General features: G+C 59.6%; 25 protein-coding genes and 1 tRNA gene. 21 read left to right on the top strand and 5 right to left on the bottom strand.

Going from position 1 to position 24912, the window contains the following annotated elements; genetic code table 11:
• Positions 1-100: 100 nt before the first annotated feature.
• From AC13Q5_RS01955 to AC13Q5_RS01905, 11 genes are all read left to right on the top strand, one after another.
• Positions 101-610 (top strand): GNAT family N-acetyltransferase, encoded by a 510-nt coding sequence (locus tag AC13Q5_RS01955; protein WP_075852452.1) that lies wholly within the window; start codon positions 101-103, stop codon positions 608-610.
• Positions 611-700: 90 nt separating this feature from the next.
• Positions 701-1714 (top strand): beta-N-acetylhexosaminidase, encoded by a 1014-nt coding sequence (gene nagZ, locus AC13Q5_RS01950; protein WP_488500731.1) that lies wholly within the window; start codon positions 701-703, stop codon positions 1712-1714.
• A gap of 74 nt (positions 1715-1788) precedes the next feature.
• Positions 1789-2586: a segregation and condensation protein A gene (locus tag AC13Q5_RS01945; RefSeq protein WP_075852662.1), complete on the top strand. Its 798-nt coding sequence runs from the start codon at positions 1789-1791 to the stop codon at positions 2584-2586.
• A 13-nt stretch (positions 2587-2599) separates the two neighbouring features.
• Positions 2600-3322 carry an SMC-Scp complex subunit ScpB gene (scpB, locus tag AC13Q5_RS01940; protein WP_488500730.1) on the top strand — a complete coding sequence of 241 codons (723 nt, stop codon included), beginning with the start codon at positions 2600-2602 and terminating at the stop codon, positions 3320-3322.
• Between the two features lie 241 nt (positions 3323-3563).
• Positions 3564-3770, top strand: coding sequence for a twin-arginine translocase TatA/TatE family subunit (locus AC13Q5_RS01935; protein ID WP_075852454.1), 207 nt, complete (start codon positions 3564-3566; stop codon positions 3768-3770).
• 55 nt (positions 3771-3825) lie between these two features.
• Positions 3826-4563 carry a Sec-independent protein translocase protein TatB gene (gene tatB / locus AC13Q5_RS01930; protein ID WP_488500729.1) on the top strand — a complete coding sequence of 246 codons (738 nt, stop codon included), beginning with the start codon at positions 3826-3828 and terminating at the stop codon, positions 4561-4563.
• Positions 4560-5387, top strand: a complete 828-nt coding sequence (gene tatC / locus AC13Q5_RS01925) for a twin-arginine translocase subunit TatC (protein ID WP_075852456.1) — start codon at positions 4560-4562, stop codon at positions 5385-5387. Before tatB ends, tatC begins: the two co-directional genes overlap by 4 nt.
• A 99-nt stretch (positions 5388-5486) precedes the next feature.
• Entirely contained in the window at positions 5487-6770 is a 1284-nt protein-coding gene (gene serS, locus AC13Q5_RS01920; protein ID WP_488500728.1) for a serine--tRNA ligase, read from the top strand.
• Positions 6771-6785: 15 nt separating this feature from the next.
• The gene (gene surE / locus AC13Q5_RS01915; protein ID WP_075852458.1) at positions 6786-7550 is read left to right on the top strand and encodes a 5'/3'-nucleotidase SurE; all 765 of its coding nucleotides are present in this window, start codon (positions 6786-6788) and stop codon (positions 7548-7550) included.
• A 4-nt stretch (positions 7551-7554) separates the two neighbouring features.
• Positions 7555-8208 carry a protein-L-isoaspartate(D-aspartate) O-methyltransferase gene (locus AC13Q5_RS01910; RefSeq protein WP_075852459.1) on the top strand — a complete coding sequence of 218 codons (654 nt, stop codon included), beginning with the start codon at positions 7555-7557 and terminating at the stop codon, positions 8206-8208.
• Between the two features lie 169 nt (positions 8209-8377).
• Positions 8378-10069: a peptidoglycan DD-metalloendopeptidase family protein gene (locus tag AC13Q5_RS01905; RefSeq protein ID WP_488500727.1), complete on the top strand. Its 1692-nt coding sequence runs from the start codon at positions 8378-8380 to the stop codon at positions 10067-10069.
• Positions 10070-10145: 76 nt separating this feature from the next.
• Here the strand turns inward: AC13Q5_RS01905 and AC13Q5_RS01900 are convergent, their stop codons facing one another.
• Positions 10146-11018 (bottom strand): ATP-binding protein, encoded by an 873-nt coding sequence (locus AC13Q5_RS01900; protein ID WP_457882362.1) that lies wholly within the window; start codon positions 11016-11018, stop codon positions 10146-10148.
• 207 nt (positions 11019-11225) lie between these two features.
• Here AC13Q5_RS01900 and yajC point away from each other — a divergent pair, with 207 nt between their 5' ends.
• The 5 genes from yajC (at position 11226) to AC13Q5_RS01875 (ending at position 16082) form a co-directional block, all read left to right on the top strand.
• Entirely contained in the window at positions 11226-11573 is a 348-nt protein-coding gene (gene yajC / locus AC13Q5_RS01895; RefSeq protein ID WP_047634659.1) for a preprotein translocase subunit YajC, read from the top strand.
• Between the two features lie 158 nt (positions 11574-11731).
• Positions 11732-14275: a protein translocase subunit SecDF gene (secDF, locus tag AC13Q5_RS01890; RefSeq protein WP_457882361.1), complete on the top strand. Its 2544-nt coding sequence runs from the start codon at positions 11732-11734 to the stop codon at positions 14273-14275.
• 4 nt (positions 14276-14279) lie between these two features.
• Entirely contained in the window at positions 14280-14666 is a 387-nt protein-coding gene (locus AC13Q5_RS01885; protein WP_075852462.1) for an Mth938-like domain-containing protein, read from the top strand.
• Positions 14667-14683: 17 nt separating this feature from the next.
• Positions 14684-15544, top strand: a complete 861-nt coding sequence (locus AC13Q5_RS01880) for a phytoene/squalene synthase family protein (RefSeq protein WP_075852463.1) — start codon at positions 14684-14686, stop codon at positions 15542-15544.
• A 76-nt stretch (positions 15545-15620) separates the two neighbouring features.
• Positions 15621-16082: a hypothetical protein gene (locus tag AC13Q5_RS01875; protein ID WP_075852464.1), complete on the top strand. Its 462-nt coding sequence runs from the start codon at positions 15621-15623 to the stop codon at positions 16080-16082.
• An 18-nt stretch (positions 16083-16100) separates the two neighbouring features.
• Here the strand turns inward: AC13Q5_RS01875 and trmFO are convergent, their stop codons facing one another.
• From trmFO to AC13Q5_RS01860, 3 genes are all read right to left on the bottom strand, one after another.
• The gene (gene trmFO / locus AC13Q5_RS01870; protein WP_488500726.1) at positions 16101-17537 is read right to left on the bottom strand and encodes a methylenetetrahydrofolate--tRNA-(uracil(54)-C(5))-methyltransferase (FADH(2)-oxidizing) TrmFO; all 1437 of its coding nucleotides are present in this window, start codon (positions 17535-17537) and stop codon (positions 16101-16103) included.
• Positions 17538-17697: 160 nt separating this feature from the next.
• Positions 17698-17841: a DUF1127 domain-containing protein gene (locus AC13Q5_RS01865; RefSeq protein ID WP_015339701.1), complete on the bottom strand. Its 144-nt coding sequence runs from the start codon at positions 17839-17841 to the stop codon at positions 17698-17700.
• A 305-nt stretch (positions 17842-18146) separates the two neighbouring features.
• Complete coding sequence (locus AC13Q5_RS01860; RefSeq protein ID WP_015339702.1) at positions 18147-18293, bottom strand: DUF1127 domain-containing protein; 147 nt, start codon at positions 18291-18293, stop codon at positions 18147-18149.
• 875 nt (positions 18294-19168) lie between these two features.
• Between AC13Q5_RS01860 and AC13Q5_RS01855 the strand changes: the two genes are divergently transcribed.
• The 4 genes from AC13Q5_RS01855 (at position 19169) to tig (ending at position 22926) form a co-directional block, all read left to right on the top strand.
• A complete protein-coding gene (locus AC13Q5_RS01855; protein ID WP_488500725.1) occupies positions 19169-20308 on the top strand; it encodes a DUF2157 domain-containing protein in 1140 nt (379 codons plus the stop codon).
• Positions 20305-20925, top strand: coding sequence for a GDYXXLXY domain-containing protein (locus tag AC13Q5_RS01850; RefSeq protein ID WP_488500724.1), 621 nt, complete (start codon positions 20305-20307; stop codon positions 20923-20925). The genes AC13Q5_RS01855 and AC13Q5_RS01850 overlap by 4 nt, the downstream gene beginning before the upstream one ends.
• 146 nt (positions 20926-21071) lie before the next feature.
• A tRNA-Leu gene (locus tag AC13Q5_RS01845) sits at positions 21072-21156 on the top strand.
• Between the two features lie 279 nt (positions 21157-21435).
• Entirely contained in the window at positions 21436-22926 is a 1491-nt protein-coding gene (gene tig / locus AC13Q5_RS01840) for a trigger factor (protein WP_075852468.1), read from the top strand.
• 133 nt (positions 22927-23059) lie between these two features.
• Here the strand turns inward: tig and AC13Q5_RS01835 are convergent, their stop codons facing one another.
• Positions 23060-23869 carry a phytanoyl-CoA dioxygenase family protein gene (locus AC13Q5_RS01835; RefSeq protein WP_488500723.1) on the bottom strand — a complete coding sequence of 270 codons (810 nt, stop codon included), beginning with the start codon at positions 23867-23869 and terminating at the stop codon, positions 23060-23062.
• Positions 23870-24239: 370 nt separating this feature from the next.
• Here AC13Q5_RS01835 and AC13Q5_RS01830 point away from each other — a divergent pair, with 370 nt between their 5' ends.
• Positions 24240-24911, top strand: coding sequence for an HAD family hydrolase (locus AC13Q5_RS01830; protein WP_488500722.1), 672 nt, complete (start codon positions 24240-24242; stop codon positions 24909-24911).
• Position 24912: the final 1 nt, after the last annotated feature.

Genomic DNA, 24912 nt, shown 5'->3' with positions numbered 1-24912 from the left:
TCAGGCCCAGCTGTTCTGAGAAAGTTGAAAAATCCGCCCGCAGAGATCAATCTACGGGCGGATTTGCTTTTGGCGAGCTAAGCGTGGGACATGGCGAACTATGCGGCATCTCCAGCTATCGACGCGTCGAGCGTCCATCAGGCTTTTTGTTCCTGAAGATGCTCCGGACATCTTTGCCAGCATATCGCCTGAGATTACGCGGCACATGGCTTGGGATCCGCCTGAGACAGAGGCTGCATTTGCAGATGTGTGGCGGTCATGGCTCAAGACGATCGAAGATGGTTCGGAATTCCACTTCGTAGTGCGGAGCAGGAATGACGATCGTTTTCTGGGCGTTATCGGTGTGCACGCGGCGTTGACCGGAACGCCGGAGCTTGGAATTTGGCTTCGCAGCGAAGCGCACGGTCTGGGATTCGGCCGCGAATTGATCGGCACGATTATCGGTTGGGCAAGCGAGAGTTTTCCTATTCGATATTTCGAATATCCGGTGGCAGAGGAGAATATTGCCAGCAGGCGGATAGCCGAAGCTTATGGCGGCGAGGTGAGGGGGCACAGGACAAATCCCAAGTACCGTTCCCTTGTCTACCACATACCGCCAATGCGCGCTTGATTGCCGAAATAGCCGGTCAAAGCTGGTTGTTCCTGTGTATCCCGGCTTGACGTCACTCGCATTTCCCAGCGTAAGCCTTATGATTCGGATATGACCGAATCGAAATCCATGATCCTCGGCTGTAGCGGCCACACCATCACGCCCGAAGAGCGATCCTTCTATCATGGGGAGCAGCCCTGGGGCTTTATCCTGTTCGGACGCAATATTTCCGAGCCAGCGCAGATCGCCGATCTCGTAGCGTCCCTGCGCGACAGCGTCGGGCGCCATGCGCCGGTGTTTATCGATCAGGAAGGCGGCAGGGTGCAGCGCATTCGCCCGCCGATCCTGCAGCATTACCCGTCGGGACAGGCGCTGGGTGACATCTATCGCCAGGATCGCGCGCGCGGTCTGCGCGCTGCATGGCTGATGTCGCGTCTCCATGCCTTCGATTTGCTGAAATTCGGCATCAATGTCGATTGCCTGCCCGTATTGGACGTTCCTGTGGAAGGATCGAGCAACGTCATCGGCAACCGCGCCTATGGCGCCGATCCCATGACGGTGACGGAGATGGGGCGTGCTGCGGCGGAGGGCTTGAAGGCCGGCGGTATGCTGCCCGTCATGAAGCACATGCCCGGCCATGGACGTGGCTTTGCCGATTCGCATCACGAGCTGCCTGTCGTCTCGGTTCCGCGCGCGGAGCTGGAAGTACATGATTTCGCTCCGTTCGTGGCGCTCAAGGATGAGCTGATGGCGATGACCTGTCATGTCGTCTTCACCGATATCGATCCGGAAAACCCGGCGACGACCTCGCGTAAGGTGATCGAGGAGATCATCCGCGGCCATATTGGCTTCCGGGGCCTGCTTTTGTCGGACGACACCTCGATGAACGCGCTGAGGGGCACGATTGGCGAGCGTGCAGCAAATATTATTGCGGGCGGATGCGATATCGTGCTGCATTGCAATGGCGTCATGGACGAGATGCGGCAGGTGGTTCGCAATGTTCCGGTGTTGGCGGGTGCATCGCTGGCAAGAGCCAAGGCGGTCGAAGCGGCTTTCGGCAAAAATGACGGCGCCGATGAAGCCTCTATTCGGGCGGAATTCGACGCGATGTTCGCAGTGGCGTAAAACCGGACTTCGAGGAACGGACGGGTGACAAGGTGAGCGGCAGCACGGACAAGCTTCAGCAGGCGGCAACGCCGATGGACAAGCTCTGGCAGGAAGGCGAGGCGCAACGCGGCTCGCACGAGCCGTCGCTGGTCGTGGACCTTGCCGGCTTTGAAGGGCCGCTCGATTTGCTGCTGCATTTGGCGCGCAATCAGAAGGTCGATCTCTCCCGCATCTCCGTTCTGGCGCTTGCCGAGCAATATCTGCTGTTCATCGATAGTGCCCGGCGCATCCGCATCGAGCTCGCGGCCGATTATCTCGTCATGGCTGCATGGCTGGCCTATCTCAAATCCAAGCTGCTGATCCCGCAGCAGAGCAAGGAAGACGGGCCGACGGGCGAGGAGATGGCGGCAACGCTCGCCTTCCGCCTCAAGCGCCTCGAGGCCATGCGCGACGCGGCAACCGACCTCGTCAATCGCAATCGCCTCGGCCGCGATATCTTTGCGCGTGGTGCGCCAGAGCATATTCCGGACCGGCGGCAGTCGGCCTTCGACGCCAGTCTCTACGATCTCCTGACGGCCTATGCCAGCCTGCGTCAGCGCCAGGCCGTGACACAGGTGACGATCGAGAAGCGCCGCGTCTGGTCGCTGGCCGATGCCCGCGTGATTCTGGACCGGATGATCGGCGAGATCACCGACTGGACAGCCTTGGAACATTACCTGCTGAGCTATATGACGACGGCCAGCGAGCGGGTAACGGCCATCGCCAGCGCGTTTGCCGCTTCGCTTGAGCTGGTGCGCGAAGGGCAGCTGGAAATTCGCCAGGAAGGCGCGTTTCAACCGCTCTATATGCGGCGCGGGCCGAAGCATTCGTCGCTGGAAGCAGCGGAATAGGGTAGGGAAGAGCGTGAGCGAACCGGACGGCGAACATCAGCATTTGGAGCTCGAGGCGGAAACATCCGATCTCGACGATCGTCGGCTGAGCGAGGCCGAGCGCATCGCCGAAGCGCTGGTCTTCGCCTCCGCCCAGCCCGTCTCCGAGGCATTCATCGCCGAACGCGTCGCGCGTGGGGTCGATATTCCCGCCGTCATGCAGAAGCTCAAGACCGACTACGCCATGCGTGGCGTCAATCTGGTTCAGGTGGATGGCGCCTGGGCCTTCCGGACGGCAGCAGACCTTTCCTTCGTGATCCGCCGGGATGAGAGCGAGGTGCGCAAGCTATCCCGCGCGGCGTTGGAAGTGCTTGCCATTATCGCCTATCATCAGCCGGTCACGCGCGCCGAGATAGAGGACATCAGGGGCGTGCAGACCTCCAAGGGCACGCTCGATGTCCTGATGGAGTCTGGTTGGGTCCGCTTCCGCGGCCGCCGTCGCACGCCGGGGCGGCCCGTGACCCTCGGCACGACACGAGATTTCCTCGATCACTTCGGCCTGGAAGAGCTGCGCGATCTGCCCGGTCTCGAAGAGCTGAAGGGGGCGGGGTTGTTGTCAGGTCGGATTCCGGCCAATTTCAACATTCCCTCGCCATTGATGAGCGATGAACTGACCGAAGACGAAGATCCGATCACGCAGATGGATCTGGAAGAGCTTGGCATCCTGCCGCCAAGCGACGCAAGCTCCGGCGATTGATTGGCTGGCCTGCGCGGTGGGTTGTAAGCCTGTCTCAAGATTTTCGCGAAACCGCCGGCAAAGTCTCTCTTTTGCCATCAGCGGGTGCGAATATAATAATCATCCTCTCGGCTTGGAGACGTTTGATCGCCCGCATAGGCGTTCGTCATCCCGATATGCGTGGATGCAGTACATTTTGGTGTTTGAAAAACATCCGCAAACGTCTTACATCGGAAAGACACTGTAATTGGGAGTTAAAGCAATGGGTTCTCTAAGCATATGGCACTGGCTGATCGTCCTGGCCATCGCGCTGTTGTTGTTCGGCCGTGGAAAGATCCCGGAGCTGATGGGTGATGTCGCCAAGGGCATCAAGAGCTTCAAGAAGGGCATGAACGACGACGAAGATACGTCGACATCCACGTCGACGGCGTCCCGTACTGTCGAGCACAAGGCTGACGAAACGAAGTAATCATGTCGGGCAGGCGCCAAGCTGAGAGGCTTGCCGTTGGCCCAGGAGCCTTTGCATGTTCGATATAGGCTGGTCCGAGCTGGTGATTATTGCCGTCGTGGCCTTGGTGGTGATCGGCCCCAAGGAATTGCCATCGACCTTGCGGACGATCGGTAAGATGACGGCGCGAGCCAGGAAGGTCGCTGGCGAATTTCGTGCCCAGTTCGACGAAGCCATGCGCGAGGCGGATCTGGACGACGTGCGCCAGACAATCGCCGATGCCCAGAAGCTCAATCCGGTCAACTCGTTGCGGGAAGCCATGAATCCGCTCCGGGATATGGGCAATGAGATAAAGGCAGATCTGCAGCGTGCGGCAACACCGGACAAAGCAGCGCCTGCCGCGACGCCATTGCCATCCGAGCCGGTTCCGGGTGTTTCGTCCGGCCTGCCGGAAGCCCTGGCGGCTACGTCTGCGTCGAGCAATCCTGTCCCGGTCGCGGCACCCGCGCCGCAGCCAGTCGCTGCGGCGAGCCAAGTTGTTGCCGGCGAACCTGTCGAGAAACCGAAGGCCGTGCGCAAGCCGCGCCCAAAAGCTGTCACCAAGTTCGACGATGTTGCCGCCGCCGCCGTCCGGACGCCCGTCGTGGCGGAAAAACCCCAGACGCCCGTCGTGACGGAAAAACCAAAGCGCGCCCCGCGCAAGGTCGCGACCACTGCCGCCGTAGAAAAGACGCCTCCAGCTCCCAGGAAGCGCCCGACCGCTACAGCCAGCAAGGTGACGCCTAAAACGCCCAAGAAGAAGGACCAGGCATGACGGGTGATATCGACGATAAGCCGCAACCGCTTATCGAACACCTCATGGAATTGCGCACGCGGCTCATCTGGTCGATCGTGGCATTTTTCATTGCCTTTATCGGCTGTTTCGCCGTTGCGAAGCATCTCTTCAACTACCTGGTTTACCCGTATAAATGGGCCGTCGAATGGGCTCATCTCGATCTCGCCAAGTCCGAGCTGATCTACACGGCACCGCAGGAATTCTTCTTCACCCAGGTGAAGGTCGCCATGTTCGGCGCGCTGGTAATTTCCTTCCCGATCATAGCCTCCCAGATCTACAAGTTCGTAGCGCCGGGACTCTACAAGAACGAGCGTAGCGCCTTCCTTCCGTTCCTGATCGCGTCCCCCGTCTTGTTCCTGATGGGGGCCGCGCTGGTCTACTTCTTCTTCACCCCCATGGTGATGTGGTTCTTCCTGAAGATGCAGCAGACCGGCGGTGACGGTCAGGTTGGTATCCAGTTGATGCCGAAGGTCTCGGAATATCTGAGCCTCATCATGACGCTGGTCTTCTCCTTCGGCCTCGTCTTCCAGCTGCCCGTCATCACGACGCTGCTTGCGCGCGTTGGCCTGCTGACGTCGGCATGGCTGGCGGAAAAGCGCAAGTTCGCCATCGTTTTTGCCTTTATCGTTGCCGCCGTGCTGACGCCGCCGGATCCGATGTCCCAGATCGGTCTTGCACTGCCGACGATCCTTCTCTACGAGATTTCCATCTACGCGGCGAGACTCGTGGAACGCCAGCGTAGCCGGCAAACGCTTGAAGAGAGTGGCGGGGCTTCCGAGATCACCAAGACGGACGACGTCTAGGCGCGGAAGGCTCAGCCTCGTTTCCCAGCTATTGCCGTTTCGACCTCCGACCGAGACCTCGGTCGGAGTTATACTCATGTCAAACGACCTGGAACGAAGATGCTTGATATCAGATGGATTCGTGAGAATGCCGAAGCTTTCGATGCAGCGCTTGCAAAGCGCGGTGCGGAGCCTCAGTCGCAAAGCCTCATCGCGCTCGACGAGAAGCGCCGCTCCGTCATTCAGTCCGTCCAGGATATGCAGTCCCGCCGCAATGCCGCCTCGAAGGAGATCGGCGCAGCGATGGCCCAGAAGAACAGCGAACTCGCCGAAAAGCTGAAGGCCGAAGTGGCGGACATCAAGGTCTCGCTTCCGGCTCAGGAAGAGGAAGAGCGTGCGCTGACGGCCGAGCTCCATGACGCGCTGTCGCGTATCCCGAACATCCCGCTCGAGGACGTGCCGGTCGGTAAGGACGAGCACGACAATGTCGTCAAGCACGCCTGGGGCGCCAAGCCGACCTGGAACCATGAACCGAAAGAGCACTTCGATATCGGCGAAGCGCTCGGCTACATGGATTTCGAGCGCGCTGCAAAGCTCTCCGGCTCGCGCTTCACGGTGTTGACGGCACAGCTTGCTCGCCTCGAACGGGCGCTCGGTCAGTTCATGCTTGATCTGCATACCGGCGAGCATGGTTACACTGAGGTCAGTTCGCCTCTGCTTGTGCGCGACGAGGCGATGTTCGGAACCGGCCAGCTGCCGAAATTTGCAGAGGATCTGTTCAGGACCACGGACGGTCGCTGGCTGATCCCGACGGCAGAGGTTTCGCTGACCAATCTCGTTTCCGGCGAGATCCTTGATCACGAGAAGCTGCCGCTGCGCTTCACGGCCCTGACCCCGTCCTTCCGGTCGGAAGCAGGCTCCGCCGGTCGCGATACCCGCGGCATGCTGCGTCAGCACCAGTTCTGGAAGTGCGAGCTGGTATCGATCACCGACGCCGAGAGCTCCATTGCCGAACATGAACGCATGACGGCTTGTGCCGAAGAGGTGCTGAAGCGCCTCGGCCTGCACTATCGCGTCATGACGCTCTCGACCGGCGACATGGGCTTCGGCGCGCGCAAGACCTATGACCTCGAAGTCTGGCTGCCGGGGCAGGATACCTATCGCGAGATTTCTTCCTGCTCGGTCTGCGGTGATTTCCAGGCGCGGCGCATGAATGCGCGCTATCGCGGCAAGGACGACAAGAACACCAAGTTCGTTCACACGCTGAACGGTTCCGGCACGGCCGTCGGCCGCTGCCTGATCGCCGTGCTTGAGAATTATCTCAATGCCGATGGTTCGGTCACTGTCCCCGACGCACTCCTGCCATATATGGGTGGTCTGAAGAGGATTGAAAAAGCGGCATAATCGGGTGGTGGGGCGATGCGTATTCTTCTGACCAATGATGACGGCATTCATGCCGAAGGTCTGGCGGCATTGGAGCGTATCGCCCGCACACTGTCCGATGATGTCTGGGTCGTCGCGCCGGAGACGGATCAGAGCGGCCTTGCTCACTCATTGAGCCTTTCCGAGCCGTTGCGCATGCGCAAGGTCTCCGACAAGCATTATGCGCTCAGGGGAACGCCGACCGATTGCGTCATCATGGCGATCCGCAAGGTGCTGGATATCAAGCCGGATCTCGTGCTTTCCGGCGTCAATTCCGGCTCCAACGTCGCCGACGACGTCACCTATTCTGGAACCATCGCCGGCGCGATCGAAGGTACGCTGCAGGGCGTGCGCTCCTTTGCACTGAGTCAGGCCTATGTCTATGACAACGGTGCGCGGGTCGTGCCCTGGGAAGTCGCCGAAACACATGCGCCCGCTTTGCTCGGCAAGCTCATGAATGTCGATCTGCCTGATGGTACCTTCCTCAATCTGAATTTTCCGAATTGCCGCCCCGACGAAGTCGACGGAACGGAAGTGACTGCACAGGGCAATCTTGCCTTCAACGTGCAGGTCGAGGAGCGCGCCGATGGCCGCGGCTTTCCTTATTATTGGCTTCGCTTCGGCGAGCGAAGCGGTATCTTCCGTCCCGGAACTGATATTCAGGCGTTGAAACAAAATCGTATTTCGGTAACGCCTTTGAAACTCGATTTGACGGATTATTCGGCACAAGACCGCGTGGCGCGGGCGCTCGGTATGGAGTAGCGGATTGACACCTCGCTTGGTGGAAAAGGAAGGCTTTGCGGCCGTGGTGTTGCGGTTGCGGGCGGAAGGCATATTGGACATCGACCTGATGACGGCTGTCGAGCAGACACCGCGCCTGCCTTTTGTGCCGGTGCAATTTGCCGATGATGCCTATTCCAGCCGGACGATCCCGATCGACTGCGGCGCCTTCATGGAAGGCATCGATCTCGTCGTGCGGATTCTCCACGGCTTGAAGATCAAGCCGGGTCATCGCGTTCTCGAGATCGGCACAGGGAGCGGTTTCACCGCCGCGGTCATGGGGCGAATCGTCGAACGCGTGCTGACGGTCGATCGCTACAAGACGCTGACGACATCGGCCCAGCAGCGTATGGATGCGCTCGGCCTGCGCAACGTCATCATCCGTCAGGCGGATGGCAGCTCTGGTCTGCCGGGTGAGGGCACCTTTGACCGGATTCTGGTGACGGCCGCATTCCCGACCATGCCGCGCTTCTACGCCGAGCAGCTTGTGTCCGGCGGATCGATGATCGCGCCGCTGCTGGTGTCGGACGATGTCTGCCGTCTCGTTCGCCTGACGAAAACCGGCAGCCGATTCGAACGCGAAGAATTATTCGACGTTCCCTATCAGCCCATCGTACCCATGCTCGCCTCGTATCTTTGAGGCTCCATTCGGGCTGATGCCTTATGAAACGGGCGCATTGGCGCCGTTTCATTTTCTATGGTTAGCAATTCCTCAAAAAAACACATGCCGCACCAGTGCTTTAACCGCATGGTAAGATTAACGCGCTTTAATCGACCCATAATCGGTTGCGTCTTAAGTGGGTCGAGTCATGGGTTTCAGTCTTTCTTCAAACGGCAGCAAATCGGCAGGGAAAGTCCTGGTGGCCATCCTTCTGGCGAGCACTGCCACAGCTTGTAGTTCGGATACGACTCGCTTCAGCGGTCTCTTCAACAAGACGGACAACGTAACGACCGGCTCGATCAATCGCCGTAGCCTGAATGGTCCGAACGGGGATCCGGTGCCCCGCGCCGACGTCGCCCAGGCAGGCGGCTACGGCCAGCAGGATTATTCGCAGCAGAGTGCGCCGGTATCGCAACCCTACCCGAACTCGCCGGCCCGCTATAACCCGTCCTATTCCAGCGCACGGGCTTCGACCGCTCCTGTCGCAATTCAGCGCGCCGATCTTGCTGCTCCGAGCGCTTCCGCCAGCACCGGCAGTCCTCGTCGGGTGCAGCAGGCGGAATCGGAGGCGATGGCGCAGCCGTTCCCGGCATCGCGCAACAATGGCTCCCGCGCCGCGCCGGCACTCGCTCCCGACACCATGTCGACGGGTACGATCAAGACAGCTGCTGCGCAACAGATGTCTCCCGGCTGGACCACGGTCAATGCGCCGAGCGTGACGCTGCATCAGGGTGAGAATATCGCGCTGCTGTCGCGCCGCTACGGTGTTCCGGAAAAGGAAATCCTGCGCGCGAACGGCCTGCGTAACGGTGCTGCCGCGCAGCCAGGCCAGCAGATCGTCATCCCGACGATGAATGGAGCAGGTGTCTCAGGCCCAGCCAAGATGGCCTCTGAAGCGACAGACCTTTCCAAGGGCGGCAAGATGCCTGGTCCGGCCAAGGCGCCGCAGCAGGAAGCGCTCGCGTTGCCGTCCGGCAATCAGATGCGCGGCAAGTCTCAGGCTGGCCTTGCTGACCCCAACAAGCTCGCCGCCGGTAATGGCAAAGGCCCGACCCCGAAGGGTACCTATGTCGTCAAGCCGGGTGACTCTCTGGCGAGAATTGCCAAGGAAAGCGGCGTGAGCGTCGCCGAACTGAAGCGTGCGAACAACATGCAGGCCGGAGACAGCATTCGCATCGGGCAGGCAATCGCGTTGCCGCATGGCGCCGTTGCTTCCGCGGATCCGGTCAAGACCGCTTCGATCGAACCGCAGAAGGCGTCAGTCAAGCCGGGCGCACTCCCCGTCGAGCCGAAGCAGGCTGCAGCTGATCCGATTGCCAAGCAGGCACCCAAGGCTGTTGCCCATGCCGATGCTGCACCCGATGCCGCTGCCAAGCCGAAGGAAGTTGCCTCTGCTTCGCCGAGCCAGTCCATCAATGACGCCGCCAAGTCCGATGCGCAGGCGGATGCGCCGGAGGCAACCGGTATCGGCAAATATCGCTGGCCGGTCCGCGGTGCGGTCGTCGCCGGTTATGGCTCCAACGTCAATGGCAGCCGTAACGACGGTATCGACATCTCGGTTCCCGAGGGGACGCCGATCAAGGCTGCTGAGAACGGCGTCGTCATCTATGCCGGCAACGGCCTGAAGGAGCTCGGCAACACGGTCCTCGTCCGCCACGACGACGGCACGGTCACAGTGTACGGCCATGCCGATGCGCTCAGCGTGACCCGTGGACAGAAGGTCCAGCGCGGCCAGACGCTGGCGACTTCGGGCATGAGCGGCAATGTCAGCCAGCCGCAGCTGCACTTCGAAGTCCGCAAGAATTCGGCTCCGGTCAACCCAATGACGTTCCTTGAATAGGTAGTGCGTCTCAAGGACTCTGCAAAAAGCCCGGTCAAAGCCGGGCTTTTTGTCGTTTATGGCTTGGTCTCGAAGATCAGTCGCGGTCGAGCACTATGCGCAGCCGGCCGGCGAGATCCTGGATATATTGCCAGGCAACGCGGCCGGAACGAGCGCCACGCGTTGTTGCCCACTCCAGGGCTTCGTGATGCATCTGGGCACGATCAAGCGCCAGCTTGAAGTGATCGGCATAGGCGTCGATCATCTGCAGATAGTCTTCCTGGCTGCACTTATGGAAGCCGAGCCAGAGCCCGAAGCGATCGGAGAGCGACACCTTTTCCTCGACGGCTTCGGACGGATTGATGGCAGTCGATTGCTCGTTTTCCATCATGTGGCGCGGCAGCAGGTGGCGGCGGTTCGATGTGGCATAGAATAGCACATTGTCCGGCCGACCCTCGACACCGCCGTCCAGCGCCGCCTTCAGCGACTTGTAGGCAGTGTCGTCATGGTCGAAGGAGAGGTCGTCGCAGAAGATGATGATGCGATGCGGCGTTGCCTTCAGGATATCGAGCAGTACCGGCAGCGAGGAAATATCCTCGCGATGCACCTCGATCAGTTTCAGCGAAACGCCGGTCGCCCGACGCACATCTTCGTGCACCGCTTTGACGAGTGAGGATTTGCCCATGCCGCGTGCGCCCCAGAGCAGCACATTGTTTGCCGCGAAACCTTCGGCAAAACGCAGCGTGTTTTCATGCAGGATATCGCGCACATGGTCGACACCGCGAATGAGGGTGAGCGCCACGCGGTTCGGCCGCGGGACGGGCTGCAGATAGAGCCGGGCGGGCGCCCAGACGAAACAATCCGCGGCATTCCAGTCATTGACGGCCGGCGCCGGCCCTGCCAGGCGTTCGACAGCGTCGGCAAGGCGACGGACTTCGGCAAGGATCAGGGCGTTTTGGTCTTCAGTCACCGTTTCCTCCTGAATATTGAACAAGAAAGTCGTAAAATGCGCGCGCTGTCTTGCCGGGTATCATGCTCCTTTGGGGGCTGAAAGGCTAACAGACCGGGAAAACGGTACGGTTTGCGGCTGTTTTTGTTGCATTCGCCAAGCGCGTAACTATATTCCGGCCACCTGACGCGGGGCCTTGTTCCCGCTAGGAGTTCAAGGGAGTTCTCGATGTTTATCACCAACGCATATGCGCAGAGCGCAACAGATTCGGCCGCGAGTGCCTTCGGCGGTTCCGGCTTTGAAATGATCATCCTGTTTGTGCCGCTGATGGTCGTTTGGTATTTCCTTCTCATTCGCCCGCAGCGTGCGCAGGCAAAGAAGCGTGACGAGATCCTGAAGAACATTCGTCGCGGTGATCAGATCGTCACCAGCGGTATCGTCGGCAAGGTCACCAAGGTCATCGACGAAAAGGAACTGGAAGTCGAGATCGCCGAAGGCGTGCGCATCCGCGTCGTCCGCAGCGCCATTTCCGAGGTTCGCGTCAAGGGTGAGCCCGTCAAGGCAGACGCCGCGTAACGCATTTTGCGGGAAGCGGCGCCCGGCGCCGCTGCGTATCTTCGAAATTCGGCATCGACTTTCTTGAAGGACTGTGCACAAATTCAAGGTGTTACTGCGCCCTTTGCATTTTCTGTTGAAGGTGGGGCGCAGTAAGGAAGTCCTAATTCGAGAGAGCGATGTTGCACGTCTCCTGGTGGAAGACCGCCCTAATCTGGTTCGTCGTTCTCTTGAGCGTGCTTTTGGCCGCTCCCAACCTGCTTGGTGAGCGCGCGCTGTCATCCCTTCCTGCATGGTGGGCGCATCGAAAGATCGAGCTCGGCCTCGATCTTCGCGGCGGATCGCATCTGCTGCTGAAGATCGAACGGGGTGACGTCGAAAAAGATCGCCTGGAAAGCATCGTCGGCGATATCGCCAGCCGGCTGCGCACCGTCAATGTCGCCTATTCGGGTCTCACCGGCACCGGCCGCAAGATCCAGCTTCGCATCAACGACCCCGCACAGGTCCAAGCAGCTCTAACGGCATTGCGGCCGCTGACATCAGGACCGGACAAGCCGTCCGTCGCCTTGTCTCAGGGGGACAACGGCGCGCTGACGCTTGATATCACCGATGCCGACATCAACAGTCATGTGTCGGCGGCGATCGCACGCGCACTGAAGGTCATCCACGCCCGTATCGCGCAACTCGGAGTCGGGGAACCTCTGATCCGCCGTCAGGGATCTGACCGTATCGTCGTTCAGGTGCCCGATCTTGCCGATGCGCAGCGGTTGAAAAATCTTCTCGGCCAGCCGGCCAAACTCAGCTTCCGTCTTATCGATCAATCGATGTCGGTGCAGGATGCCATGGACAAACAGCCGCCTGCCGGGTCCGACGTGCTGTTTTCCGAAGACGATCCGCCCGTCGGTTATCTGGTGCAGCGACAGCCGCTGCTCTCGAACATAGATTTTTCCGATGCCATCGCCAGCGTCGACAATCAAAAGGGCGAGGGCGCCGTCTCGGTCAAGTTGACCCCGGAGGCAACACATCGTTTCGCGCAGGCAACCGCCAGCAACCTCGGCAGGATCATCGTCGTCGTGCTTGACGATCAGGTCATCTCCGCAGCGTCTCTGAAGACGGTCATCGCAACGGGCGAGATCGACGTTCCCGGAGATTTCACCGCCCAGGGGGCACAGGATCTCGCCGTCATGGTCAAGAGTGGGCCGCTGCCCGCGACGCTGACGACGGTCGAGGAGCGCACCATTCAGCCGGGTCTAGGCGGCGAGACGGCGCGTTATGGCCTGATTGCCTGCATTGCCGCCGCGGTCTTCGTCGCCGCCTTGATGATCGGTTTCTATCGCTTGCTCGGCATCATCGCGACCATTTCGCTCGTCATCAACATGGTCATGGTCGCAGCGCTGATGGGGCTGCTCGGCATTACCCTGACTTTGCCCGGCGTCGCCGCCATCGTCCTCATCATCGGGATCGGCCTGGACGCGCTGGTGCTGATCTACGAGCGCGTGCGTGAGGAGGAAAAGAAGACCCATCTTCTTGTCGATGCGCTGCGTCATGGTTTCAACCGGGCGGCGGCGACCGTTGCGGATGCCAATCTGACCGTTCTCATCGTTGCGGCCATTCTTTTCTACGCCAGCACCGGTGCTGTACGCGGCTTTGCCGCTACTCTCATGGTCGGCGTTATCTCGACCTTCTTCACCTCCTGTTTCGTGACGCGATCACTGGTCAATATGTGGATTTCGCGCCGCAAGCCCCGCACTTTGCTTGTCGGCGTGCGCAGCGGCATTTTCGACAATGCCAATATCCGCTTCATGGGCATCCGCCGTTATACATTCACGGTCTCGGCCGCCCTGTCCGTCATCACGCTCATTGCCTTTGCGACAGTCGGAATGCATCTCGGCATCGATTTTGCCGGCGGATCGATCATCGAGGTCCGCGCTAAGCAGGGCGTAGCCGATCCTGTCGACATTCAAACGCGTCTTGATGCCGTCATTCCGGGCGACGTGCGTGTCGAACGGCTTGCCGATCGTCTTGGTGCGGTGGTTCGCGTCCATGCGCAGGAGGGCGGTGAAAACGCTGAACAATCCGCCGTCTCGCTCGTTCAGGACGAACTGGGCAAGGATTACAATTTCTCCCGCGTCGAAGTGGTCGGTCCGTCCGTGTCGGGCGAAATCACCACGACAGCCTCCCTTGCCGTCCTGGCGGCGCTGGCAGCAATCCTCATCTACATATGGCTGCGGTTCGAATGGCAGTTTGCCGTCGGCGCGATCATCGCGACGCTGCACGATGTCATCCTGACGCTCGGCCTCTTCGTGCTATCAGGCATGGAATTCAATATGACAGGCATCGCCGCGATCCTGACCATTGTCGGCTACTCGCTGAACGATACGGTTGTTGTCTATGACCGCATGCGCGAGAATCTCAAGCGCTACTCGCAGATGCCGCTGCCGATCCTGATCGACGCCTCCATCAATCAGACACTATCTCGTACCATCCTGACGTCCGCGACGACGCTTCTGGCGCTGCTCGCACTCTACATCTTCGGCGGCGAGGTGATCCGTGCCTTCACCTTCGTTCTGCTTTTCGGCGTCGCTGTCGGTACTTTTTCGTCGATTTATATTGCGGCGCCCGTGTTGATCCTGTTCAAGCTGCGTCCGGACAAGTTCCAGACCGGCGGCGAAAGCAATGGACCCGCGGCCGGCAATATCCAGTCAGGCAAACCAGCGGTGTGATATAGTGGCAAAAGGAATAGAAATTCGAAACGCGCATTTCCCGGGGCGCGCACCGATCGACGCTTACGGCAATGGCGGCTTCCGCTTCGCCGATATGTCGCATCGCGGCTCTCTGCTCTGCCTGCCTTCCGGAATCTACGGCTGGGACATGTTGCAGGGCGATGCGCTGACGCCGGATCGCTTCCAGAAGGTTCTTGATGAGGCCGCAGAGATCGAAGTGCTGCTCGTCGGCACCGGGACGGAGCTGCGTCCGCTGCCGGCCGAGCTCAAGGCTGCCTTGCGCGCCAAGCAGATTTCCTCCGACCCGATGAGCACCGGGGCCGCCGTACGCACCTTCAACATCATGCTCTCCGAATCGCGTGCCGTGGCTGCGGCGTTGATCGCTGTCTGACCTTCGGATCCAAGAGTATGACGACATCAGCTGCGCCCCGTAGCAACCGGGACATCTGCCTCGCCACGCTTCGCGACACCGATCGCGACCGCTATCTCGCCTGCCTGTTGGCGCCAGAGGAGAAGCGTCCGGCGCTGGCTGCGCTCTATGCCTTTAACGCCGAACTGGCCCGTATTCGCGATCTTGTCCATGAGCCGCTGCCCGGCGAAGTGCGGATGCAGTACTGGCGCGATCTCCTCGAAGGACAATCTCACGGATCGAGCGAAGCCAATCCGCTGGCCTCCGAACTTCTGACCGCAATCGAAGAATACCGTTTGCCGCGTCAGACGCTGATCGACATGATCGATGCCCGCATCTTCGATCTCTACGATGATCCGATGGAGAGCCGCAGCAGCCTGGAAGGCTATGCCGGAGAGACTGCGTCGGCCCTCATCCAGCTTGCAAGCCTGGTCTTGTCCGCCGACGAGTCGAAGCGCTCCGCTGATGCCGCCGGTCATGCCGGCGTCGCGCAGGCAATCGCCGGCCTGCTGCTCCTGATGCCGCTAAATCGCCACCGTGGCCAGCTCTACCTTCCACTCGAGATCTTGTCGGCAACCGGGCTCGATCGCGACAGCTTTCTCGCCGGCGAGGACAAGCCGCGCATTTCGGCGGCGGTCGAAGCCTTTGCTGGTCTTGGTCGTGAGCATCTCGCCAAGGCGAGGGCAGCGGGCACCATACCGCCGGCCATATTCCCTGCCTTTCTGCCCGTCACTCTGGCCGAACCTGTCTTGAAGAAGGCGCAGAAGCTCGGCGCCGGCATCTTCGATCAATCCCTGGGGCTGCCGCAATGGCGCCGGCAATTGCGCATGGCGATAGCGTCGATCACAAAGAAACTCTAAAATACACCAAGCTCGCACAAGTCTCGCCGTCTATGGAGATGGCGGGCACTTGATTTGCATTTCAGGGGGATCTGCTGTGGGTATTGTTGTCTGGTGCATACTGTTTGCGATCGTCATCTTCGTTGCTTACTACGCGACACGGATGGCATCGCGGAACAAGGAAGACGGCCTGCACGATACCGGCCTTGCGATTCTGGAATTCGGCCGCGCTTTTCCGACCGAGGCGATCCGGCAGCTGCAGACCACGGCGGACGGGCAGGCGGTGTTCGTGCGCCTGCATGACGACAAGGCCGGGTTCATGCGCAATGTGCGCAATCACTTCAGCGTCCACCTGATCGAGCCCGGCCGGGCGCGTGCCAAGATCTCGGGAACCGGTCGCGGCCTGACGGTCGATTTTCTCGATGTGCCGCATCACAACGGCACCTTCGAGTTCAAGACGCCGGCGGAAGCTGCGGAAGTCTCGCTCTGGCTGCTGGGCAATTATGTTGCCGGCGAGGACGCGAAGCTCGAGCACCACGCGCCGCCGGCAACCACCTGAAATCCGAAGGTCTTATAGTCAGGCGCTTTCCGCGAACACTGGCGCCTGCACGCCGAGCCACTTGGCACAATCGGCAAGCGCACGCTTGGCGATGAGTTGGCGCTTCATGATCGTCTTGTCCTTGCCGCGAAAGCGCTTTACGCCCTCCGGCTTGACGATCGAGCCAGGTTCCAGCTCCGGGAACAGCCCGAAATTGATGTTCATCGGCTGGAAGGAGCGCTTGCCCGGCTCTTCGTCCGATACGATGTGGCCGCCGGTGATGTGGTTCAGCAATGAGCCGAGTGCTGTCGTGGACGGCGGCAGCGAGGGTGCTTCGCCCTTACGCTCGGCAGCGGCGAAACGGCCGGCGAGCAGCCCGATGCTGGCGCTCTCGACATAGCCCTCGCAGCCGGTGATTTGCCCGGCAAAACGCAGGCCCGGCCGGGATTTCAGGGCCAGCGAGCGGTCAAGCAGGGTCGGGGAGTTGATGTAGGTATTGCGATGCAGACCGCCGAGGCGTGCGAATTCCGCATTCTCGAGGCCGGGAATGAGCCGGAAGATTTCCGCCTGCGCGCCATACTTCAGTTTCGTCTGGAAGCCGACCATGTTGTAGAGCGTGCCGAGCGCATTGTCCTGGCGCAGCTGCACCACCGCATAGGCCTTCACTGTGGGGTTGTGGGCATTGGTCAGCCCCATCGGCTTCATCGGCCCGTGGCGCAGCGTCTCGCGCCCGCGCTCCGCCATGACTTCGATCGGCAGGCAGCCGTCGAAATAGGGCGTGCCTTCCCATTCCTTGAAGCCGACGGCGTCGCCGGCGATCAGCGCATCGACGAAGGCGTTATACTGCGCTTGGTCCATCGGGCAGTTGATATAGTCCTTGCCGGTGCCGCCGGGGCCGACCTTGTCGTAGCGGGACTGATACCAGCAGATATCCATGTTGATGCTCTCGCGATAGACGATCGGCGCGATGGCGTCGAAGAAGGCGAGCGCATCTGCACCGGTTTCAGCCTGGATGGCGCTGGCAAGCCCAGGTGCCGTCAGCGGGCCGGTCGAGATGATCGCCTGGTCCCATTGCGTGGGCGGTAGGCCCTGGATTTCCTCACGAACGACTGTGATCAGCGGGTGGCCATATACCGCCTGCGTCACGGCAGCCGAAAAGCCATCGCGGTCGACGGCGAGCGCACCGCCGGCTGGCACCTGATGCTTGTCCGCGCATGCCATGATCAGCGAGCCCGCCATGCGCATCTCGGCGTGGATGACGCCAACGGCATTGCTGGTCGCATCGTCGGATCGGAAGGAGTTGGAGCACACGAGTTCGGCAAGATCGTCCGTCTTGTGTGCTTCCGTACCGCGCACGCCGCGCATCTCATGCAGGATGACGGGCACGCCGGTATTGGCGATTTGCCATGCGGCTTCCGAGCCGGCGAGGCCGCCGCCGATGATGTGAATGGGAGAATGGGAAGTGATCTGTGTCATGCGCGCGTCATTATCACGGGCAGGCCGGCGATCCAATGCTTTGCTAAGGCATGTCGCGCAAAAGTGGCCGCACTTTCCGGCCCCGACGCCGTTTAATCGCCGGAATCAAAAACGGCGCCGAAAGGCGCCGTCTTGAGGCAGTCTGCTCAGTCCGTTCCTATTAACGGAAAGAACGGGCAGCGATGTTGCGGATTTCGTAGCGGCTGACGCCGATATCCGAAAGGGTCTGGCTGGAGAGGTTGCCAAGTTCGTTCAGAGTGCGGCGGTAGCTGATCCAGTTCTTTGCAATGCGAAGCGGGTTCATGATCTTGTCCTTGGTATCTTGTTTGCGGGCGGTACGATTACCGCCTCAGCGCTTGCACTCTATATAGGCGCGAGGACGTGATTTGTGCAGTGCAAAGAAAAGGCGTCTGCTATGCATTTGTGCAATATGACGCCCAAAAAGCCGCCAATGCTCAAAATTTGTGTGCTTTGCAGATAGGGAATAGCTCGCAGCAGAATTGGTCATGCTGCGCTTGCTCAGTCGATAGGCAAAAAAGAACGCCCGCCGCGGAGGTCCGCAACGGGCGTTGAGAAGGCTTTCGCTGAAAGGCGAAGCCTATCCGGCGATTAACGGCCGGTGGCTTCGCGAGCAACGCGATGGATGTCGGCGCGGTCGATGCCGAGGTCGTGCAGTTCACGCGAGCTCATACGGCCGAGTTCGTTAACGGTCTGACGATACTTGCGCCAGTTGTTGAAGGAGCGGGTCAGGTTCATTGTAGTCCCTTTCGAGGATCTCAGGATCGAGCAGTTCCAGGATTGGTTCCGCCGTCGATCTAATGGATTTAAATATATGCTGCGCCGCGAAAACTAAAAGAGCGAAAGCTTCATGCCACCTATGCATTAGATGCAAGTCTTCGGGGCAATCTGCCCAAGATGGTGGCTGCTTTATGTGCATATCACGGCCAAACGAAGATTGCTGCTGGCGAGTCATTTCAAGCCCGTGCCCAGCATTCCCAAGCATTTGCAGAGTGCTGCCCGCTTTTGGCCATCATTTCGCCAGCCTTGCTGTTTTGGGGAGATCGATTGGCGGAAAGGCCGCTTTCGGCGGGCGCAAAGTCGGCTTGGCCGCATGCCTTGACGTCGAGAGCCATTCTTAGGGCTTCGCCCGCTTCCGAGGAGTATAAACCGATTTAGGTGGACAAAAAATAACGCCCACCGCGGGAGGAGGATGCGGTGGGCGTCATTTATGGTGATTGACGACTTGGGAGGAGGAGTGTCGTCAATCGATCGGAGCGCATTGGGAGGAGGAGTATGCGGCTCCGAATATGGTGTCGGGATATTCATCCCCAGGCTTTGTCCGATCTGCACCGGTCCGGCACGCCACTGCCATCTTTCTTGTCCTATAAATAGTATGACTTTTCGAATTTGTGCAGCGCAATAATTTCATAGGAGGCATGAGCTGCGCGCATATCTTTTGCCGGTATCTCTTTACCGGTCCAGAGCATACTCTATGATCGCTTAATTCCGTATTAATATGACACATATTCCTGTGAGCCGAAGCTTCCGCCCGAAGCACCCGGCTCGCATCGATTGTGTGGCGATTTGTGCTAACTCTGTCGCAAGCAGAATCGCAGTGAGGGGAGCCGGGCATGTACAGAGGCAGGCTGGAGCGGGATCTGAAAATTTGGACCGACAAAGGGCTGGTCGACGCTGGAACGGCGAAAGCCATACTGAGCGAATATGACGGTCGCCAGGCAAGTTTCAGTGCCGGCCGGGTATTGACCATTATTGCGGCCGTGCTTCTCGGTCTCGCCATATTGCTTTTCATTTCCGCAAACTGGGAGGCTCTTCCGAGAATTGCCCGTCTGCTGGGGCTGGTGGCGATGATCTGGGGCTTCTATCTCGCAGCCGCATATCTGCTGGTGCGTGGGCGTTCCATCCTCGCCGCCGGCCTTTTGATCCTCGGCACCTTGAGTTTTGGCGGCGCCATGGCGCTGGTCGGCCAAATGTACAATCTGTCCGGCGACGAGCTCAGAATGATGATCGTCTGGTTCATTGCCGCCTGTATTGTCGCGGCGTCGTTTCGCTCCTCGGCGCAGGTCGGGCTCGCCGGCTTTCTCGCCTGGGCATTTTGCGGCGTCTATCTCTGGGGGCATTTCGACGAATGGTATGGATTGATGCCCTGGATGCCGCCTTTGATGGCCGTGGTCCTGATTGTGCTGGTTCGCTATGCCGACGCGCCGGCCGCCCGGCATCTGGCCTACCTCATGCTCGTCGGCTGGCTGACATGGCTGTTTGGCCGCCACGAGGGGCTAAATACCGCGATTCTGTTTGCCGCTCTCGGCATGGCGGCTTTCCTCGCCGTCAGCATTCCCGCGTCGCCGCTGATGCCCTTTGCGCGTACAGCCGGCGCCGCGCCGGCTTTCTATGCCTTTCTCGTCGCATCGATCGGCTTCTTTCTGATCCACGCCGAAATCAGCAAAGGCTCGTTTGAGAACAATGTCTGGGTCGAAGACAAATTGCCGCTTATCATCGTGGCGGCAGCGACACTGGCGAGCTCGGTGATCGCCATCACGCTCAGTGGCCGCGACAATGGCGCGGTGCGCTATCTCGCCTATTTTGTCTTTTCCTGCGAGATTCTCTACCTCGCCAGCGAGACGATCGGTTCGATCATCGGCACGGCGGGGTTCTTCCTCGTTGCCGGCCTGCTTGTGGCGATTGCCGCCTGGCTGGTCATTCAGCTGGAACGGCGTTTTTCCGATAATCGCGGGCAGGGGAAGCGGGCATGACTGATTTGGCTGACAGGAGCATGGTTGCAAACGGGAATGCTCGCAGGGTCTGGATTGCCGCTATCGTCGTTGCCGCTCTGCAAACCGCTGTGCTCGGCTATATGGTCGGCGAGCGGGCCTGGGGCCTGCGCAGCGGCGTTGAGATTCTCCTGAAGACGGCGCCGGTCGATCCACGCGATCTTCTGCGCGGCGACTACGTGACCTTGAACTACGACATCTCGCGGGTTCCGTTCTCGACGATGGTCGAGGGACCACCGAAAATGAGCCGAAGTGCCGCAATCCTGTCTGTTCGCCTGAAGAAGCAGGATGATGGTTATTGGGGCATCGTCGAATCATCCTTCGGCAAGCTCGATGCGAAACCCGATACGGTCGTGCTCAAGAGTCTGCCTGTCGACTATGTTTTCTATGGCGATGCCACCGATCCGTCCCAGGCGATCGTCGGCGTCACCTATGGCATCGAGCGCTATTATGTGCCGGAGGGGCAGGGGCACGATATCGAGAGCGCCCGCAACGACAATCGCGTCGCCATTGCGGCGCGGGTGTCTTCCGATGGTGCTGCCCATATCAGAAGCCTGCTTCTCGATGGCAAATCCGTCTACGAAGAGCCGCTCTACTGACGGTATCTGCGTGAAGAGCTCCGATAAGCTTTAAGCGTCGTCGCGGAACCGTCATTTTTCCTTTGCGTGGTTTAAAACGGGTGATATAGAGACGCCGCGCTCCGGAAGGCCCCATGGGCAGGCATTCGCCATGCGGTTTTGGGAACGCGGGTATGGTGAAATTGGTAGACACGCCAGATTTAGGTTCTGGTGCCGCAAGGCGTGGGAGTTCAAGTCTCTCTACCCGCACCAACACTGTCTTGTGGACGGGGGGAGGCTGAAGAAGTCTGTCTTCCGATATGCCGCAGGACGCGCATCTTGCCCAAAGCATCCCGCTTTCGATGAGGAAAGTGGATAAGATGTTTTGGCTCGTGACGGGATAGAGCTGCCTTTTGCGCGTTCGTTCGAATGCGCGGCGCTCTTGCAAGGTGAAAGAGAATTGCATCCAAGCCACGCTCGGGATTTTCCGGCGTCGTGCTCATCGAAACGAACGGCTGTCTGGGCACGGCCGCCATGAATGAAGGTAGGACAATGCAGGTTATCGAAACGCTCGCTGAAGGGCTGAAGCGCGAAATCAAGGTGGTCATCCCGGCCAAAGACATGGAAGTGCGCATGAACGAGCGCCTGGCCGAGGTCAAGGACAAGGTCCGCATCAACGGCTTCCGCCCGGGCAAGGTTCCGGTCTCGCACCTGAAGAAGGTCTACGGCAAGTCGATCATGGCCGATCTGGTCAACGAAATCGTTCGCGACCAGCCGCCGGCGATCCTGACCGAGCGCGGCGAAAAGTCGGCTACCCAGCCGGAAATCGCCATGACGGAAGACCAGGATGAGGCAGAAAAGATCCTCTCCGCCCAGGCCGACTTCGAATTCACGCTGTCTTACGAAGTCATCCCGGCGATCGAACTGAAGCCGGTAGGCGGCATCAAGGTCACCCGCGAAGTCGCTGAAATCGGCGAAGACGAAGTCACCGAGCAGATCCTCAAGATCGCTGAAAGCGCTCGTAGCTACGAAGCCAAGAAGGGCAAGGCTGCCAACGGCGACCGCGTCACCATCGACTACCTCGGCAAGGTCGACGGCGTTGCCTTCGACGGCGGCAAGGACGAAGATTCGCAGCTCGTTCTCGGCTCCAACCGTTTCATCCCGGGCTTCGAAGAGCAGCTCGTCGGTGTCAAGGCTGGCGATGAGAAGGTCATCACCGTAACCTTCCCGGCCGACTATCCGGCCAAGAACCTCGCTGGCAAGGAAGCCACCTTCGACATCAACGTCAAGGAAGTTGCAGCACCCGGCGAAGTCGAAATCAACGACGAACTCGCTTCCAAGCTCGGCCTCGAATCTGCCGATCGCCTGAAGGAGATCGTTCGCGGCCAGATCGAAAGCCAGTATGGCTCGGTCACCCGCCAGAAGGTCAAGCGTCAGATCCTCGACCAGCTCGACGAAATGTACCAGTTCGACACCCCGCAGAAGCTTGTCGACGCTGAATTCGCCAGCATCTGGCGTCAGATCGAGACCGATCTCAGCGAATCCGGCAAGACCTTCGAAGACGAAGACACCACCGAAGAGAAGGCTCGCGAAGAATACCGCAAGCTTGCTGAGCGTCGCGTTCGCCTCGGCCTCGTTCTCTCCGAAATCGGCGAAAAGGCCGGCGTCGAAGTCAGCGAAGATGAACTGCAGCGCGCGCTTTATGCCCAGCTCCAGCAGTTCCCGGGCCAGGAAAAGGAAATCCTGGAATTCTTCCGCAACACGCCCGGCGCTTCCGCCAACCTGCGTGCGCCGATCTTCGAAGAAAAGGTCATCGATCACCTGCTGACCGAAGTGAACGTCACAGACAAGACCGTTTCCAAGGAAGCGCTGCTGGCCGACGACGAAGAAGAAGACAAGCCGGCTGCCAAGAAGGCCGCTCCGAAGAAGAAGGCTGCCGCCAAGGCTGAAGCAACCGAAGCCGCCGCCGAAGGCGAAGAAGCTGCCGCTCCGAAGAAGAAGGCCGCTCCGAAGAAGAAGGCTGCTGAAGACAGCGCCGAATAATCGGTTTTCTTCCGGACTGAAATTAAGCCCCGCCGAAACGGCGGGGCTTTTTTGTTTTCACGCATGATTGCCTCCCTCTCTCCGCAGGCGGGGAAAGGGCTGGGGTGAGGGGCCACGCTTATTGGCTCATACGCTATTCCTTACCGAGTGCGCGGCGGATGGCGATCTCGACCGGGCTATAGGCGCCATCAGGTCGTTCCAATCGACAAGGCTCGGCGAGCCCGATCGAAGGCTGCGCCATGAAGCGCGGCCTGGTGCCTCGATGCTTCTGGGCGGCATGAACAAGGAAGGGATGGCAGATGTAGACCGTGCCCGCTTTTCCCGTCGCCAGTGCCTGCGGGCGGTCGGCTCCCATGTGCTCGAGCATCATATGAGAACGACCTTGCTCTCCCGCCGGCTCGAGGTAGCGTGCCATCTCCATATGGGAACCGACGCGGATGCGGGTCGGCGCATCGTCTTCACTGATATCTGAAAACAGGAACAGCGTAAGCAGCGCACGCCCTCGCGAAGTGACATTCACACGCCAGGCGGAGAAGTCGCTTTGCTCATTCGGATCACAGTCGTCACCGGGAAAGCTAAGATCGACATGCCAGCCGGCGTCACCGGGATCGTCGGGGTGTGGAAAGCGCACCGGGAAGGTGCCGAGACCGTCCCGCGGCAGCCATCGCCCAGGTCCGACTAGCTGGTCGAAGGCAGCGTGTAGTACGGGCATGTTGGCGATGGTGCGGAATGGCTCGCCGCCATAGCCCGGCAACCGGACGACAGGAAATCTCCAACTCGCCGGATCGTGTTCACTGCAGGGGATATCGCGCCACATGATGGCACGAGCTTCGGCAGCTTGTTCCTCAGAAAACGCATCATCGATGCGTACAAAACCATGTTCGATGAAATCGTTCAGCTGTGCGCGGGAAAGCGCGGCCGGGTACTGGTCCTTGGATGGCATGAAATCTCTCTCAATCATCGCGTCGTATCTCGCCCTTCTTATTGGGGAATACGACTGTTTCAGCATAGACCGGCCGGCGGCGTCCTAGCCGCTGAGGCGGTCTCGTCTTCATTTGGCTGAAAGCCACCGGATCAGCGGCTTATGAAGAAGACCGAAGCGATGTTGAAAATGCTCATCATGCCGACAGAGTAATGAGCCCTACCTGCATGGTCAATATTGTCTCGTCTGGAGTTCCGGCTTGATATCGCCCATGCGGTTCCAGACACTGTCTTCAGTGCTAAAAAGCCATCCGGTTGCAATGGCCGTTTCTTTCCAGTGTGAGAAGCTCTATCTGGAAACGTGGCACGATAGGATGGGATGGAGGCCGAGCTTGATTGAAGCTGCAATGTTTGACCTTGATGAAACTCTTATCGACCGTCGCGCCGCCTTGATGGCATTTCTACCAGATCAGTTCAGGCGACTGGAAGATCAACTAAAGGGCGTAGCGCTTCAGACTTTTCAGGCAACCTTCTTTGCTCTGGAGAAGGAAGGTTTCCTCGACAAACAAAAACTTTACCCGCGATTGGCGGCGACCTTAGGCATGAGCAATGAGTCCGGAGCTCTTTTGCTTTCCGATTTTCAAATGCGATATCCATCTTTCGCCAGACCGTCGATTGGCGCTCTTGAGATGCTGATTGCGCTGCGGGCACATGGTTTGAAGACAGCCATCATCAGCAATGGCCACACCGATGTTCAGTCCGCAAAAATTGATATCACTGGTCTTAGGGATGCCGTCGATCTTGTTGTCATTTCGGAAGATGTCGGCTTACGCAAGCCAGACCCTGGCATTTTCCAGCTCGCCGCCGAACGTCTGGGCGTAGTGCCGGCGTGCTGCATCTTTGTCGGCGACAACCCGGAGGCCGATGTCAGGGGCGCGGAAGCCGCTGGAATGAAGGGCATATTTTATGGTGCCGGTACGTCTTGGCCGGACATGCTGCCATCGCCGAAGTACCGCATCGATACATTCGTCGAAATCTTACCCCTGATCGAAGCCTTAGCATGAA

Source organism: Martinezella sp. CNPSo 3964 (assembly GCF_057784375.1).
This window is presented reverse-complemented; position numbering and strand designations above follow the sequence as displayed.

Excerpts from the sequence above, each read along its gene's own strand:
- secDF (WP_457882361.1), top strand. The coding sequence starts at position 11,732 with ATGTTGCACGTCTCCTGGTGGAAGACCGCCCTAATCTGGTTCGTCGTT.
- AC13Q5_RS01935 (WP_075852454.1), top strand. The coding sequence starts at position 3,564 with ATGGGTTCTCTAAGCATATGGCACTGGCTGATCGTCCTGGCCATCGCG.
- trmFO (WP_488500726.1), bottom strand. The coding sequence starts at position 17,537 with ATGACACAGATCACTTCCCATTCTCCCATTCACATCATCGGCGGCGGC.
- AC13Q5_RS01860 (WP_015339702.1), bottom strand. The coding sequence starts at position 18,293 with ATGAACCTGACCCGCTCCTTCAACAACTGGCGCAAGTATCGTCAGACC.
- tatC (WP_075852456.1), top strand. The coding sequence starts at position 4,560 with ATGACGGGTGATATCGACGATAAGCCGCAACCGCTTATCGAACACCTC.
- AC13Q5_RS01955 (WP_075852452.1), top strand. The coding sequence starts at position 101 with ATGCGGCATCTCCAGCTATCGACGCGTCGAGCGTCCATCAGGCTTTTT.
- AC13Q5_RS01850 (WP_488500724.1), top strand. The coding sequence starts at position 20,305 with ATGACTGATTTGGCTGACAGGAGCATGGTTGCAAACGGGAATGCTCGC.
- nagZ (WP_488500731.1), top strand. The coding sequence starts at position 701 with ATGACCGAATCGAAATCCATGATCCTCGGCTGTAGCGGCCACACCATC.
- yajC (WP_047634659.1), top strand. The coding sequence starts at position 11,226 with ATGTTTATCACCAACGCATATGCGCAGAGCGCAACAGATTCGGCCGCG.
- AC13Q5_RS01945 (WP_075852662.1), top strand. The coding sequence starts at position 1,789 with ATGGACAAGCTCTGGCAGGAAGGCGAGGCGCAACGCGGCTCGCACGAG.
- AC13Q5_RS01865 (WP_015339701.1), bottom strand. The coding sequence starts at position 17,841 with ATGAACCCGCTTCGCATTGCAAAGAACTGGATCAGCTACCGCCGCACT.
- surE (WP_075852458.1), top strand. The coding sequence starts at position 6,786 with ATGCGTATTCTTCTGACCAATGATGACGGCATTCATGCCGAAGGTCTG.
- AC13Q5_RS01855 (WP_488500725.1), top strand. The coding sequence starts at position 19,169 with ATGTACAGAGGCAGGCTGGAGCGGGATCTGAAAATTTGGACCGACAAA.
- AC13Q5_RS01905 (WP_488500727.1), top strand. The coding sequence starts at position 8,378 with ATGGGTTTCAGTCTTTCTTCAAACGGCAGCAAATCGGCAGGGAAAGTC.
- tatB (WP_488500729.1), top strand. The coding sequence starts at position 3,826 with ATGTTCGATATAGGCTGGTCCGAGCTGGTGATTATTGCCGTCGTGGCC.
- AC13Q5_RS01880 (WP_075852463.1), top strand. The coding sequence starts at position 14,684 with ATGACGACATCAGCTGCGCCCCGTAGCAACCGGGACATCTGCCTCGCC.
- serS (WP_488500728.1), top strand. The coding sequence starts at position 5,487 with ATGCTTGATATCAGATGGATTCGTGAGAATGCCGAAGCTTTCGATGCA.
- tig (WP_075852468.1), top strand. The coding sequence starts at position 21,436 with ATGCAGGTTATCGAAACGCTCGCTGAAGGGCTGAAGCGCGAAATCAAG.
- AC13Q5_RS01835 (WP_488500723.1), bottom strand. The coding sequence starts at position 23,869 with ATGCCATCCAAGGACCAGTACCCGGCCGCGCTTTCCCGCGCACAGCTG.